The organism is Streptomyces sp. URMC 123 (assembly GCF_051386515.1).
Taxonomy (GTDB): domain Bacteria; phylum Actinomycetota; class Actinomycetes; order Streptomycetales; family Streptomycetaceae; genus Streptomyces.
This window is the reverse complement of the sequence record NZ_JBPQTV010000182.1, coordinates 1-12,658: the sequence shown is the minus strand read 5'-3', so window position 1 is coordinate 12,658 and position 12,658 is coordinate 1. Positions and strand designations below refer to the sequence as shown.

Sequence of the window (12,658 nt, the reverse complement as noted above, 5' to 3'; positions counted from 1 at the left end):
GGGCGGGGGCCGCCGGCGGGGAGCCGTGGGAGAGCAGCAGCGCCTGGCGTATCAGCGGGGAGAGCGCGGTGTGCGCGGGCGGCACGACGGGGTGCGCCCGCAGCGGGGGTCGGGGGTACCCGGTCAGGGACGGCCCGGCCGTGCCGGACCGGCCACCGCTGAGGAACGCCGGGGCCTCGCCGGCCGGGGCGGCCTGCGCGCCGTGGCCGTTCACGGCCCGGCCGCCGGTGGCGGGACCGGTGCGCAGCGGCGTGGCCGCGCCGTCGACCCGGCCGTTGGGCGTGTCGATCGCCGCCTCCAGCGGCAGCGCGCCGCCGAGGGCGAACGCCGCCGCCGAGACGGCGCCCGCCGCCGCGAACGCGAAGCGCCGGCTGCGCGAGGACGGCCGGTCCATGTCGTGGAAGCGGAAGCCGGACGGCCGGGAGCGGTCGATCGCCACCGAGCGGGAGCCGCCCTCGGGCAGCCGGCCGAACGCGTCGGGGCGGGCGCCGAGGATGTCGCGGTCGAAGGGGCCGCCCGGGCCCCCGAAGGGGCCCTCCGGCCCGTCCGCGCCGCCGCCGGGCAGCCCCTGGAGCCGGGCCAGCAGCCCCTCGGAGGGCGGTGGCGGCGCGACTTGCGCGAAGAAGGACTTGAGCTGCCGCTGCGCGTCGGCCTCCGCCTTGCACTTGCGGCAGGTGGCCAGATGGGCGAGCACCCGCTCGCGCGCCTCGTGGCCGAGTTCGCCGTCGACCAGCGCGGCGAGACGATCACCCAGATGCTGCTCGGCGGCCCCCCGCCCGCTCGAACCCGATCCCGTCACGCGGCCCCGACCTCTCCGCCGGCCCCGGCCGCGGCGGCGGCCAGGGCACGCTGCTGCCCCCGGGCCTCCGGGGCGCGGTGCCGCAGCGCCTTGCGCAGATGGGAGCGCCCGCGGTGGATGCGGCTGCGCACGGTGCCCAGCTTCACGCCGAGCGTGGCGGCGATCTCCTCGTACGACAGCCCCTCGATGTCGCACAGCACCACGGCGGCCCGGAACTCCGGGGCCAGGGTGTCGAGCGCCTGCTGCACATCGGCGTCGAAGTGGCTGTCGTGGAACCGCTGCTGCGGGGAGGGCTCACGGCTGGGCAGCCGCTCCGCCGCGTCCTCGCCGAGCGCGTCGAACCGGATGCGCTGCCTGCGGCGGACCATGTCCAGGAAGAGGTTGGTGGTGATGCGGTGGAGCCAGCCCTCGAACGTCCCCGGGGTGTAGGTCGACAGGGAGCGGAAGACCCGCACGAAGACCTCCTGGGTGAGATCCTCGGCGTCGTGCTGGTTGCCGGTCAGGCGGTAGGCGAGGCGATAGACCCGGGCGCTGTGCGTGCTGACGATCTCCTCCCAGGTGGGCGGAGTCCACGCGGGCGAGTCCGGCTCGGCACCAAAGGTCGCGGTGGTGGAGAAGGTCGCGGTGGTGGCGGAGTCGGCTGCGCGGAAACGGTCAGCGGTGTCGGTCACGGATTTCGGCTCGCCGGCCGACCTGCGGAAGCGCCAGCGCGTCCGTCGGTCACCCGCCGCAGCCGCACCTCCCCTGTCGGCTCTGGTGGTGTCCAGTGGAGCCCCTACCATATCCACCTCGCCCGTTAGCTCCGGATAAGGATCTTTGACCGACTTTTTATCCACCGGGACACGGGTGCCGGACCGCGCCTCCCACCCCCGTAACGCGCGGTCCCATCTGCGGGTTCCCGTGCACAGCGGCTACAGTCACGGGTGCGTCAACTACGGGGACAGGAGAGGGCCATTACCGGCAACCGGCAGACGAGCTGGGCGTTCGCCGAGGCGTACGGCGTAGGGGACGTCGACGACGCCGGGCTGCGCCGGGCCCGCGACCGGGCCCGTGAGGCGGGACTGCGCACGGTGTCGGACGGCACGGGTGCCGCGCTCCGGCTGCTCGCCGCCGCCGTGGACGCCAAGGCGGTCGCGGAAATAGGCACCGGAACCGGAGTCTCCGGCATTCATCTGCTGCACGGGATGCGCCCCGACGGCGTACTGACCACCGTGGACACCGAACCGGACCGCCAGCAGCTGGCCCGGGAGGCGTTCCGCGACGCCGGCTTCGCGGGGAACCGGGCGCGCTTCATCCCCGGCCGCGCCCTGGAGGTGCTGCCCCGGCTCGCGGACGGCGGCTACGACCTGGTCTTCTGCGACGGCGATCGGATGGAGTACCTCGACTACCTCGCAGAATCGTTGCGCCTGCTGCGCCCCGGCGGCCTGGTGATCTTCGAAGGAGTGTTCGCGGACGGCCGTACGGTCGACTCGGCGGCCCCGCCTGCGGAGATCCAGCGGCTGCGGGAGCTGCTGCGCGCGGTACGGGAGAGTCCGCAGCTGATGTCGTCCCTGCTGCCGGTCGGCGACGGGCTGCTGTGCGCGGTCAAGCGCGGCTGAACCGACGCGGCTGAATCGGCGCGGCCGAACAGCGCGGCGCACGAGAACGGCCGAACCGGCGCGGCCGAATCGGGCCGAGAGCAATCGGCGTGAAAAGGCCGCTGCCCCGGTCGCCGGATGAGTCATCCGGCGACCGGGGCAGCGCAAAAAGTGTGGGCCGCGTTTCTCAGCCGACGACCTTCTTGAGGGCCTCGCCCAGCTCTTCGGCTTCCTGCGGCGTCAGCTCGACGACGAGTCGACCGCCGCCCTCGAGCGGAACGCGCATGACGATGCCCCGCCCCTCCTTGGTCACCTCGAGCGGGCCATCGCCCGTCCGCGGCTTCATGGCCGCCATGCTCGTTCCCCTTCCTGAAACCAGCTCATCGTCAGCCGACGGCGCCATGAAAGGCACGGTGTCACCGGCATCGAACACATTGCTTCCAGGTCATTATCCCGCATGGCGGGACCCGATGACCAACATCAGTGGGCATCGCTTGCGCAACGCACTTCCGCAAAACCACCCAATTCGGCGATCCGGCTGCGATACTTCGCCATCGCGTGCATGACGACCCGCGTCGAATCTTGACCGAGGTCACATGTTCCCCGCCGACGATCTCCGCCATGCTGTCCCCTGGCCGGCACCGAGTGGACCGGCACCGAGCCACGACGGAGGGGACCCATGGCCGACACCGTGCTGTACGAGGTGACCGAGGGACTCGCCACGGTCACGCTGAACCGCCCGGACAGCATGAACGCGCTGGACACGGCCACCAAGGTGGCACTGCGGGACACCCTGGCCCGGGCCGCCGAGGACGCGGCCGTACGGGCGGTGCTGCTCATCGGCACCGGGCGGGCCTTCTGCGTGGGCCAGGACCTCAAGGAGCACATCGGCTCGCTCGCGGCGGACCGCGAGGAGGGCACCCGGCGCACGATGGCCACGGTGCGCGAGCACTACAACCCCATCGTCATGGCCATCGCGGGCATGCCCAAGCCGGTCGTGGCCGCCGTCAACGGCGTCGCGGCGGGCGCCGGGGCCGGCTTCGCCCTGGCCGCGGACTACCGCGTGGTGGCGGACACCGCCTCGTTCAACACCTCCTTCGCCGGGGTCGCCCTGACCTCCGACTCCGGGGTCTCCTGGACGCTGCCGCGGCTGATCGGGCACGGGCGCGCCGCCGATCTGCTGCTCTTCCCCCGCTCCATCGACGCCGAGGAGGCGCGGCGGCTCGGCATCGCCCAGGAGGTCGTGCCGGCCGGGGAGCTCGCGGACCGGGCGACGGCGGTGGCCCGGCGGCTCGCCGAGGGGCCCACCCTGGCGTACGCCGCGATCAAGGAGTCGCTGGCGTACGGCGCCGGGCGGCCGCTGCGGGAGGCGCTGGAGAAGGAGGAGGAGCTCCAGGTGCGCGCCGGGGCCTCGGCGGACCACGCGATCGCGGTGGAGGCGTTCGTGAAGAAGGAGAAGCCCCGCTACACGGGCCGCTGACCCGGGCGCGCCCCGGCCGCCGGGCGGCTGACGCAGTCGGCCAGGTGGTCGTTGACCAGCCCGCACGCCTGCATCAGCGCGTAGGCCGTGGTCGGGCCGACGAACCGGAAGCCCCGCTTCTTGAGCTCCTTGGCGAGCGCGGTGGACTCGGGGGTGATCGCCGGCACCTCGGCCGTGGAGCGGGGCGCCGGGCGGTCGTCGTCGCTGGGCGCGTGACTCCAGATCAGCGCGTCCAGCTCGCCCTCCGCCCAGCCGGCCGCCACCCGCGCGTTGGCCAGCGCCGCCTCGATCTTGGCGCGGTTGCGGATGATCCCGGGGTCGGCGAGGAGCCGGGCCACGTCCGTCTCGTCGAACGCGGCGACCGCGGGGATCGAGAAGCCCTTGAACGCGGCGCGGAAGCCCTCCCGGCGGCGCAGGATCGTCAGCCAGGACAGGCCGGACTGGAACGCCTCCAGGCACAGCCGCTCGAAGAGGGCGTCGTCCCCGCGCACCGGGCGGCCCCACTCGGTGTCGTGGTAGGCGATGTAGTCCTCGGTGGAGAGCCCCCAGGGGCAGCGCGGCAGCCCGTCCGGGCCGGGCAGCGCGCCCGCGGCCGCGCTCACTCCTGCCCCCGGACGCCGTCGGACCGCTCCTCGCGGACCGCGCCGGCACCGGCGCCGGGCTCCGGGGCGGGCGCCTGGCCTGTGGAGCGCTCGGCGGCGGGGGCCTGGTCCCCGGACCGCTCGGCGGCGCCGCGCGCGCCCGCCAGGGCGGCCTCCAGGCGCGCGATCCGGTCGTCGCGCTCGGCCAGCTCGGCGCCGAGCCGCCCCAGGACGTCGTCGACGTCCGTCATCCGATAGCCGCGGACCGTCATGGGCAGGCGCAGCGCCTCCAGGTCGGCGCGGGCGACCGGGCGGTCGGCGGGCAGGGGCGCGTCGAGCCGGTCCGGGTGCGCGTCGCGCAGGGCGGCGCCGTCCTCACCCCCGACCGTCACCAGCGTGACCGCGGCGACGACCACGACCAGCGCGATGAGAAAGAACCAGAACACGACCATCTCCCCGGGGTCCGTCCGCACGTATCGCCCCCGATCGTGCCACGGCCCACCGACAGCGGCGGGCGCCGCCACCGGCGCCCCCGCGGATAGGCTCGGGCGCCGGGGCGGCACCGGCCGGCCCCGCGCCGCCCGCCGCGCCCGCGCGCCGCCGGGCCGAGAAGCGATACGAGGAGGAGCGCACCACCATGCTGCGACTGGGGACTCGCCAGTTCGATGCCCACGAGACGGTGATCATGGCGATCGTGAACCGGACCCCGGACTCCTTCTACGACCAGGGCGCCACCTTCCGGGACGAGCCGGCGCTGGCCCGGGTGGAGCAGGCGGTGGCCGAGGGCGCCGCGATCATCGACATCGGCGGGGTGAAGGCGGGGCCGGGCGACGAGGTGACCGCCGCCGAGGAGGTCCGCCGCACGGTGGGCTTCGTCGCCGAGGTGCGCCGGCGCTTCCCCGACGTGGTGATCAGCGTGGACACCTGGCGGCACGAGGTCGGCGAGGCGGTGTGCGAGGCCGGCGCGGACCTGCTCAACGACGCCTGGGGCGGCGCGGACCCCAAGCTGGCCGAGGTGGCGGCCCGTTACGGCGCGGGGCTGGTGTGCACCCACGCCGGCGGCGCCCAGCCGCGCACCCTGCCGCACCGGGTGGCGTACGACGATGTGATGGCGGACATCCTGCGGGTGACCGTGGGCCTGGCCGAGCGGGCCGTCGAGCTCGGGGTGCGGCGCGACGGCATTCTGATCGACCCCGGCCACGACTTCGGCAAGAACACCCGGCACTCGCTGGAGGCGACCCGCCGGCTGGACGAGATGGCGGCGGCCGGCTGGCCGGTGCTGGTGGCGCTCTCCAACAAGGACTTCGTCGGCGAGACGCTGGACAAGCCGCTCAAGGAGCGGGTGATCGGCACGCTGGCGACGACGGCCGTCTCGGCGTGGCTCGGGGCCCGGGTGTTCCGGGTGCACGAGGTGGCGGAGACCCGTCAGGTGCTGGACATGGTGGCCTCGATCGCGGGCCACCGGCCCCCGGCGGTCTCCCGCCGGGGCCTGGCCTGATCGGCGCCGCCGGCCGTGACCGGCGGTCCCGGGTCGGCCGCTCGCCGGGCCGGCGGTCGGGGCCTACCGCCCGTCGGGCCGGCGGGTCAGCCGCCCGCGGCCTCCTTGGAGACCAGGGCGACCGCCTCCTCCACGTCGTCGGTGAGGTGGAACAGGTCGAGGTCGCGCGAGGACGCCTTGCCCTGGCCGATGAGCGTGTCGCGCATCCAGTCCAGCAGGCCCTTCCAGTAGTCCGTGCCGAAGAGCACGATCGGGAAGCGGGTGACCTTGCGGGTCTGGACCAGGGTCAGCGCCTCGAACAGCTCGTCCAGCGTGCCGAGCCCGCCGGGCAGCACCACGAAGCCGCGCGCGTACTTGACGAACATCGTCTTGCGCACGAAGAAGTAGCGGAAGTTGACGCCGATGTCGACATAGCGATTGAGGCCCTGCTCGAAGGGGAGCTCGATGCCCAGGCCCACGGAGACCCCGCCGGCCTCGCACGCCCCCTTGTTGGCGGCCTCCATGGCGCCCGGGCCGCCGCCCGTGATCACCGCGAAGCCGGCCTCCGCCAGCGCGCGCCCGATGCGCACGCCCGTCTCGTACTCCGGCGAGCCCGCCACGGTCCGGGCCGAGCCGAACACGCTGATGGCGGGGCCCAGTTCGGAGAGCGTGCCGAAGCCCTCGACGAACTCGGACTGAATGCGCAGCACCCGCCAGGGGTCGGCGTTCACCCACTCCGCGGACCCGGGCGCGGAGTCGAGCAGCCGCTGGTCGGGGGTGACCAACTGCCGCTGGTGGCGGCGGCGCAGCACGGGGCCGAAGCGCTGCTCCTCCGGTACGCCCTCGCCCCCGCCGGCGTGGTCGGGGTCCTGGCCCTCCACCGTGCCCTCGGCGATGTCCATGGTGCGCTCTCCCTCCGTGGGGCCTCCCCGCCGGTCCGGCGGGGGAAGGATCGTCGCACTTCAGCCTAGGCGGTGTCGCGGGGGTCGGGCCGGGACGACCGCCGAAGATCACCCCCGTCGCGGCCGGCGGTGCGGGCACCGCCGGTCGCCGGCCCGACGGGCCCCGGCCCGACCGCCGCCGCCCTCGCTCAGGAGGAGAGCCAGCGGCGCAGCTTCTCCTCGGCCTCCAGTACGGCGGCGGCGGACACGTGTTCCTCGCGGGTGTGGGCGAGCTTGGGGTCGCCGGGGCCGTAGTTGACCGCGGGAACGCCGAGCGCGGAGAAGCGGGCCACGTCGGTCCAGGCGTTCTTGGGCGTCGGCTCGGTGCCGATCGCCTCGACGAAGGCCGCGGCCGCGGGGTCCGACAGGCCGGGCAGGGCGCCGGGCGCGCTGTCGGTGAGCTCGACCTCGTAGCCGTCGAAGACCTCGCGCACATGCGCGATGGCCTCCTCCTCGCTGCGGTCGGGCGCGAACCGGTAGTTGACGACGACCGCGCAGTGGTCGGGGATCACATTGCCCGCGTGACCGCCCTCGATCATCACCGCGTTGAGGCACTCGCGGTAGACCAGGCCGTCGATGTCCGCCCGGCGCGGCTCGTAGGCGGCGAGCCGCGCCAGCACCGGCGCGGCCTTGTGGATGGCGTTGTCGCCGAGCCAGCTGCGCGCGGAGTGGGCGCGCCGGCCGCGGGTCACCACGCGGGCGCGCAGGGTGCCCTGGCAGCCGCCCTCCACCAGGCCGTCGGTGGGTTCGAGCAGCACGGCGAAGTCGGCCGCCAGCCAGTCGGGGTGGCGCTCGGCCAGCCGCTTGAGCCCGTTGTGCTCGGCGGCGATCTCCTCGTTGTCGTAGAAGACGAAGGTGAGGTCGCGGTCGGGCTCGGGCACGGTGGCGGCGATCCGCAGCTGCACGGCGACCCCGGACTTCATGTCGGAGGTGCCGCAGCCCCACAGCACGCCGTCGGCGTCGAGGCGGGAGGGGACGTTGTCGGCGATCGGGACGGTGTCGAGGTGTCCCGCCAGCACGACCCGCTGCGCGCGGCCGAGCCGGGTGCGGGCCACCACCGCGTCACCGTCCCGGTCGACGGTGAGGTGCGGCAGGGCGCGCAGGGCCGCCTCCACCGCGTCCGCGAGGGGCTTCTCGGTGCCGCTCACCGAGGGGATGTCGACGAGCTGGGCGGTGAGCGCCGCGGCGTCCAGGGACAGGTCCAGGGTGGGGTGATCCATGCCGGTGACCTTAGTCCGTCCCCCGCCTGGGCGGCCGGGCCGGCGGGCGGACAGGTACGGTGGTCAGCGTGTCCGAGCCCGTCCGCCCCGCCCGCCGCGGCCGCCTGCTGCGCATCACGGCAGCGTGCGCCGTGCTGCTCGCGCTCGCCGGATATCTCGTGGTGCACCTCGTCACGGGCGGCTCCGGGCCGCCCCGCTGCACGGTGCGCGCCGGCGGCGGGGACGGCGGCACCTATGAACTCCAGCCGGAGCAGGCGGTCAACGCGGCCACCATCGAGGCGGTCGGCTCGGCCAAGGGGCTGCCCGAACGGGCCATCACCATCGCGCTGGCGACGGCGATGCAGGAGTCGGGGCTGCGCAACATCGACTACGGCGACCGGGATTCGCTGGGCCTGTTCCAGCAGCGGCCCTCCCAGGGCTGGGGCGACCGCACGCAGATCATGGACCCGGTCTACTCGGCCGGGAAGTTCTACGACCATCTGGTGCGGGTGCCGGGGTACTCGCGGCTGCCGCTGACGGTCGCGGCCCAGAAGGTGCAGCGCAGCGGCTACCCGCAGGCGTACGCCAAGCACGAGCCCAACGCCGCGCTGCTGTCCTCCGCGCTCACCGGGCGCGTACCGGCGTCGTTCACCTGCACGACCGGGGGCGACGACGGCACGCCCGGCGACCCCGTACGGGTGCGCGAGAAGCTGGCCCGGGACTTCGGGCCCGATGTGCTGCCCCGCCCGGCGGCGGCAGCCGGGGCCCAGTCCTCACCCTCGCCCTCCCCGACCGCGCGGACGGAGAGCGGCGGCCCCGACAGCGGCGGCAGTGCCGGCAGTACTGCCGGCGGCGACCGTCAGGCGTCGGCCACCTCCCCCGCGCCCTCCGTGATCACCATTCCGGTCGGCACCGCCGCGGCACGGGCCGGCGGCGAGCCCGGCGCCCGCGGCTGGGAGCTGGCGCACTGGGCGGTGGCGCACGCCGCGGAGCTGCGCATCGCCGAGGTCTCCTACGCGGGCCGGGTGTGGACGGCGGAGGAGTCCCAGCGGGGCTGGCGCACGGCCGACGGGAACGCGGCGGGGTCCGGCGCGGCCGGCGCCGGCGATGTGCGCATCACCACGGCGCGGTAGTTCACCCTCCACGGTTTCGGGGCAGACGACCCGGCGGTGACCCGCCGCGGCACGGCTGCCGGTCCGTCGTGGCCGGCGGCGCACCCCGTACGGCGCGATGGTTCGCACGCGCGGGCGAGACAGCCCCCGTACGGGTGAGGCCCGGACATTTCTCCCTACGAGCGCACCGCGACGGGCCGACCGCCCGGGTCACCATCAACTCCCTTGCGCCCAGGGAGAAGTGACGATTCGGCGGGCCCGGACACAGGAACATCATTTGTCCGCTTTTACCCGAAACCTATTATGCGACGCATTACTGATTCTTTACCCCGGGCCGCCGCAACCATTCCGGGGCTCACGCGGTAGTCACTGCGTCCGCACGGCGGACGCACCACCTCTGTCAGTAGTCACAGCCTCTCCGTCGAAGGAGCACAATGTCCCTCCCCCTCACGCGTCGGATCGCCCGAGCCGCGCTGCTGGTCGCAGCGGGCGCAGCTCCCCTCGTCGGCGCCGCCGGCACGGCCGGCGCCGTGGAAATGCCGCAGAACCCCGTGGGCGGACTGAGCAACGTGGACGGGGCCGGCCTCGGCACCGCCATCGACGGCACCTCGCAGACCACGTCCAGCCTGGTGGGTGAGGCGGGCAGCAACGCCATCTCGACCGCCGTGCCGGCGAGTGGCAAGACCGTCGGTGCCGCCGGAATGACCGCCGCCCCGGCCGCCACGGAGACCGCCGAGCAGGCGCAGGGCAACCTCGGCAAGGTCGTCGGCGACGTCAGCGACATCACCGAGGACGGCATGCCGACCGACGCCCTCAAGACCCAGGGCCTGCCGACCGGCGACCTGAGCAAGAACCTGCCGACCGACGACATCGACAAGCAGCTGCCCACCGGCCAGCTGACCTCGCAGCTGGGGCACTGACACACGCCACCGCGCGGCACACGCGAAGGGGCCCGGGGAGTTCGTCTCCCCGGGCCCCTCGTCGTACGACGTCAGCACGTCAGTGCGTAAGCCCGTCGGACCGTCGCACCGTCAGCGCGTCAGGCGCTCGACCGCCGCCGCGATCCGCTCGTCGGTCGCGGTGAACGCCACCCGGACGAACCGCTCGCCGGCCGTGCCGTAGAACTCCCCCGGCGCGACCAGGATGCCGCGCTCGGCCAGCTCGCCCACCGTCCGCCAGCACGGCTCGTCGCGCGTCGCCCACAGATAGAGCGAGGCCTCGCTGTGCTCGATGCGGAAGCCGTTGGCCTCCAGCGCCGTACGGAGTGCCGCGCGCCGGGCGGCGTAGCGGGCGCGCTGCTCGGCCACGTGCGTGTCGTCGCCGAGCGCCGCGACGGTGGCCGCCTGCACCGGCGCCGGGACCATCATGCCGCCGTGCTTGCGCAGGGTCAGCAGCTCACCCAGGATGGCCGGGTCGCCCGCCAGGAAGGCGGCGCGGTAGCCGGCGAGGTTGGAGCGCTTGGAGAGGGAGTGGACCGCCACGATCCCCTCGTAGTCGCCACCGCAGATGTCCGGGTGCAGCACCGAGACCGGCTCCGCCTCCCAGCCCAGCTCCAGGTAGCACTCGTCGCTGAAGACCGGCACGCCGTGCTCGCGTGCCCAGGACACCGCCGCGCGCAGCTCGTCGGCGCCGAGCACCCGGCCGGTGGGGTTGGACGGGGAGTTCAGCCACAGCAGCCGCAGCCCGGCCGGGTCGAGCTCGGTCACCGTGTCGTAGACGACCGGCTCGGCACCGGCCAGCCGCGCGCCGACCTCGTACGTCGGGTAGGCCAGGCGCGGGTGGGCCACCCGGTCGCCGGGACCCAGGCCGAGCTGGGTGGGCAGCCAGGCGACGAGCTCCTTGGACCCCACCACCGGCAGCACATGGGCGTGCCCCAGGTCGCGGGCGCCCAGCCGGCGGCCGACCCAGCCGGTGATGGCGTCGCGCAGTTCGGCGGTGCCCCACACGGTCGGATAGCCGGGGCTGTCGGCGGCGGCCGTCAGGGCCTTGCGGATCACCTCGGGCACCGGGTCGACGGGCGTGCCCACCGACAGGTCGACCAGCCCGCCGGGGTGCGCGGCGGCGGTCGCCTTGTACGGCTCGAGCCGGTCCCAGGGGAAGGTGGGGAGGCGGTCGGAGACTGCGGGCACGGTGGCTCACTCTCTCGGGGCGTGCGCGGAACTCATGACGCGCTCGGGGCGTGCGCGGGGCTCATGACGCCGCGGTCCCGCGCGGCGGGCGTGCCGTGCGGGACCGAGGCGATGCCGGTGCCGGGCCTCGCGGCCCGGGGATCAGTGCTGTTCCTGGTTCTGCGGGGGCAGACCGGCGATGAAGGGGTGGTCGCGCTCGATCAGGCCGAGCTTGGAGGCACCACCGGGCGAACCGAGCTCGTCGAAGAACTCGACGTTCGCCTTGTAGTACTCCTTCCACTCCTCCGGCGTGTCGTCCTCGTAGAAGATCGCCTCGACGGGGCAGACCGGCTCGCAGGCACCGCAGTCAACGCATTCGTCCGGGTGGATGTACAAGGACCGCTGGCCCTCGTAGATGCAGTCGACGGGGCACTCCTCGATGCACGCCTTGTCCTTGACGTCGACACAAGGCTGCGCGATGACGTAGGTCACGCTGTCGTTCCTCCTCGGTAGGGCTGGCGGACCGGTTGGCGGCTCCGCCGCGTGGCGCGCGGGAGCGCGGCGTCGTCGATGCCCGCACCTAGTATCTCCGTTCCCGGACATGAGACACAAAGGAGGGGCGGACAGAGCTGTGGAATTCACCACTGGCGGACGACTCGAGGTCCGTATCAGCCCTGCTGACGTGGGGAAAAGGGTATCGGTGCGGCGTCTGACCGGCTCCGGAACCCCAGGTGGGACCTACACGGACACCGTCGGTGAGCTGGTCTCCTGGGACGCCGGTGTGCTCATGATCACACGCCGAAGCGGAGAGAGTGTCCGGATCGCCGAGGAGAGTCTCGTGGCGGGCAAGGTGGTGCCCGCGGCGCCGGCGCGCCGGCGCGGGCCCTCGGCGGGCGTCGAGGAGCTGGAGCGCGTCGCGGCGCGCGGCTGGCCGGCGCGGGAGAGCGAGCGGCTGGGCGACTGGGAGCTGCGGGCCTCCGTCGGGTTCACCCGGCGCGCCAACTCGGTGCTGCCCCTCGGCGACCCGGGGATGCCGCTGGAGCGGGCGCTGGAGCGGGTCCGCGCGTGGTACGCGGCGCGCGGGCTGCCGGCGTACGTCCAGGTGCCGGAGGGCACGGGGGCGCCGGGCGGGCGGGAGGCGCCTCAGTACGCGCGGCGGCTGGCCGCCGCGCTGGCGGAGCTGGGCTGGACCGCGGAGATCACGGCGGCGGTGCGGACGGCGGCGCTGGCACCGCTGGGGGACCTTCCGGTGGACACGGCGCGGGTGCGGTTGAGCCGCACGCCGGACGCGGGCTGGCTGGCGCGCTACGGGCGGGCCGCCAGGCGCTGGTCGATGTGCGGGAGGCGGTGAGCGGCTTCCGCCGGCCGACCCTGGCCGGCGAGA

General features: G+C 74.3%; 14 protein-coding genes and 1 pseudogene. 6 read left to right on the top strand and 9 right to left on the bottom strand.

From position 1 onward, the window contains the following. Both ACSNOD_RS20300 and sigE read right to left on the bottom strand, forming a co-directional pair. Positions 1-799, bottom strand: a 799-nt coding sequence (locus tag ACSNOD_RS20300; protein ID WP_436768406.1) for an anti-sigma factor family protein, incomplete at its 3' end; no start/stop codon positions are given. Beyond that, positions 796-1,581: an RNA polymerase sigma factor SigE gene (sigE, locus tag ACSNOD_RS20295; protein ID WP_436768405.1), complete on the bottom strand. Its 786-nt coding sequence runs from the start codon at positions 1,579-1,581 to the stop codon at positions 796-798. The genes sigE and ACSNOD_RS20300, both read right to left, overlap by 4 nt. A 141-nt stretch (positions 1,582-1,722) precedes the next feature. Here sigE and ACSNOD_RS20290 point away from each other — a divergent pair, with 141 nt between their 5' ends. Then, positions 1,723-2,397: an O-methyltransferase gene (locus ACSNOD_RS20290; RefSeq protein WP_436768404.1), complete on the top strand. Its 675-nt coding sequence runs from the start codon at positions 1,723-1,725 to the stop codon at positions 2,395-2,397. A 166-nt stretch (positions 2,398-2,563) separates the two neighbouring features. On the opposite strand, the gene ACSNOD_RS20285 is transcribed toward ACSNOD_RS20290, so the two are convergent. Further along, the gene (locus ACSNOD_RS20285) at positions 2,564-2,731 is read right to left on the bottom strand and encodes a DUF3117 domain-containing protein (protein WP_086831452.1); all 168 of its coding nucleotides are present in this window, start codon (positions 2,729-2,731) and stop codon (positions 2,564-2,566) included. 324 nt (positions 2,732-3,055) lie between these two features. Between ACSNOD_RS20285 and ACSNOD_RS20280 the strand changes: the two genes are divergently transcribed. After that, positions 3,056-3,856, top strand: a complete 801-nt coding sequence (locus tag ACSNOD_RS20280) for an enoyl-CoA hydratase/isomerase family protein (protein WP_436768403.1) — start codon at positions 3,056-3,058, stop codon at positions 3,854-3,856. Here ACSNOD_RS20280 and ACSNOD_RS20275 read toward each other — a convergent pair. Beyond that, entirely contained in the window at positions 3,841-4,458 is a 618-nt protein-coding gene (locus ACSNOD_RS20275; RefSeq protein ID WP_436768402.1) for a DNA-3-methyladenine glycosylase I, read from the bottom strand. The two genes, ACSNOD_RS20280 and ACSNOD_RS20275, sit on opposite strands and share 16 nt — an antisense overlap. Then, the gene (locus ACSNOD_RS20270; protein WP_436768407.1) at positions 4,455-4,889 is read right to left on the bottom strand and encodes a cell division protein DivIVA; all 435 of its coding nucleotides are present in this window, start codon (positions 4,887-4,889) and stop codon (positions 4,455-4,457) included. The genes ACSNOD_RS20275 and ACSNOD_RS20270 overlap by 4 nt, the downstream gene beginning before the upstream one ends. 185 nt (positions 4,890-5,074) lie before the next feature. On the opposite strand from ACSNOD_RS20270, the gene folP reads away from it, so the two are divergent. Next, positions 5,075-5,935 carry a dihydropteroate synthase gene (gene folP, locus ACSNOD_RS20265; RefSeq protein ID WP_436768401.1) on the top strand — a complete coding sequence of 287 codons (861 nt, stop codon included), beginning with the start codon at positions 5,075-5,077 and terminating at the stop codon, positions 5,933-5,935. 86 nt (positions 5,936-6,021) lie between these two features. Here the strand turns inward: folP and ACSNOD_RS20260 are convergent, their stop codons facing one another. Then, a complete protein-coding gene (locus ACSNOD_RS20260) occupies positions 6,022-6,816 on the bottom strand; it encodes a TIGR00730 family Rossman fold protein (RefSeq protein WP_436768400.1) in 795 nt (264 codons plus the stop codon). A gap of 188 nt (positions 6,817-7,004) precedes the next feature. After that, positions 7,005-8,075 carry a succinyl-diaminopimelate desuccinylase gene (dapE, locus tag ACSNOD_RS20255; RefSeq protein WP_436768399.1) on the bottom strand — a complete coding sequence of 357 codons (1,071 nt, stop codon included), beginning with the start codon at positions 8,073-8,075 and terminating at the stop codon, positions 7,005-7,007. Positions 8,076-8,134: 59 nt separating this feature from the next. On the opposite strand from dapE, the gene ACSNOD_RS20250 reads away from it, so the two are divergent. Beyond that, a complete protein-coding gene (locus ACSNOD_RS20250) occupies positions 8,135-9,187 on the top strand; it encodes a hypothetical protein (protein WP_436768398.1) in 1,053 nt (350 codons plus the stop codon). A 413-nt stretch (positions 9,188-9,600) separates the two neighbouring features. Then, on the top strand, positions 9,601-10,086 hold the full coding sequence (locus ACSNOD_RS20245) for an ATP-binding protein (protein WP_436768397.1): 486 nt from the start codon (positions 9,601-9,603) through the stop codon (positions 10,084-10,086). Between the two features lie 111 nt (positions 10,087-10,197). On the opposite strand, the gene dapC is transcribed toward ACSNOD_RS20245, so the two are convergent. Further along, positions 10,198-11,295 (bottom strand): succinyldiaminopimelate transaminase, encoded by a 1,098-nt coding sequence (gene dapC / locus ACSNOD_RS20240; protein ID WP_436768396.1) that lies wholly within the window; start codon positions 11,293-11,295, stop codon positions 10,198-10,200. 141 nt (positions 11,296-11,436) lie between these two features. Continuing rightward, entirely contained in the window at positions 11,437-11,766 is a 330-nt protein-coding gene (fdxA, locus tag ACSNOD_RS20235) for a ferredoxin (RefSeq protein ID WP_436768395.1), read from the bottom strand. A gap of 139 nt (positions 11,767-11,905) precedes the next feature. Between fdxA and ACSNOD_RS20230 the strand changes: the two are divergent. After that, positions 11,906-12,589, top strand: a pseudogene (locus tag ACSNOD_RS20230) (GNAT family N-acetyltransferase, cg3035/Rv0428c family); the annotation flags it as partial. Between the last annotated feature and the right edge of the window lie 69 nt (positions 12,590-12,658).

What these genes read in the sequence shown, in the direction of transcription:
- ACSNOD_RS20245 (WP_436768397.1), top strand. Translation starts at nt 9,601, where the DNA reads ATGTCCCTCCCCCTCACGCGTCGGATCGCCCGAGCCGCGCTGCTGGTC.
- sigE (WP_436768405.1), bottom strand. Translation starts at nt 1,581, where the DNA reads ATGGTAGGGGCTCCACTGGACACCACCAGAGCCGACAGGGGAGGTGCG.
- ACSNOD_RS20270 (WP_436768407.1), bottom strand. Translation starts at nt 4,889, where the DNA reads ATGGTCGTGTTCTGGTTCTTTCTCATCGCGCTGGTCGTGGTCGTCGCC.
- ACSNOD_RS20280 (WP_436768403.1), top strand. Translation starts at nt 3,056, where the DNA reads ATGGCCGACACCGTGCTGTACGAGGTGACCGAGGGACTCGCCACGGTC.
- dapE (WP_436768399.1), bottom strand. Translation starts at nt 8,075, where the DNA reads ATGGATCACCCCACCCTGGACCTGTCCCTGGACGCCGCGGCGCTCACC.
- folP (WP_436768401.1), top strand. Translation starts at nt 5,075, where the DNA reads ATGCTGCGACTGGGGACTCGCCAGTTCGATGCCCACGAGACGGTGATC.
- ACSNOD_RS20260 (WP_436768400.1), bottom strand. Translation starts at nt 6,816, where the DNA reads ATGGACATCGCCGAGGGCACGGTGGAGGGCCAGGACCCCGACCACGCC.
- ACSNOD_RS20285 (WP_086831452.1), bottom strand. Translation starts at nt 2,731, where the DNA reads ATGGCGGCCATGAAGCCGCGGACGGGCGATGGCCCGCTCGAGGTGACC.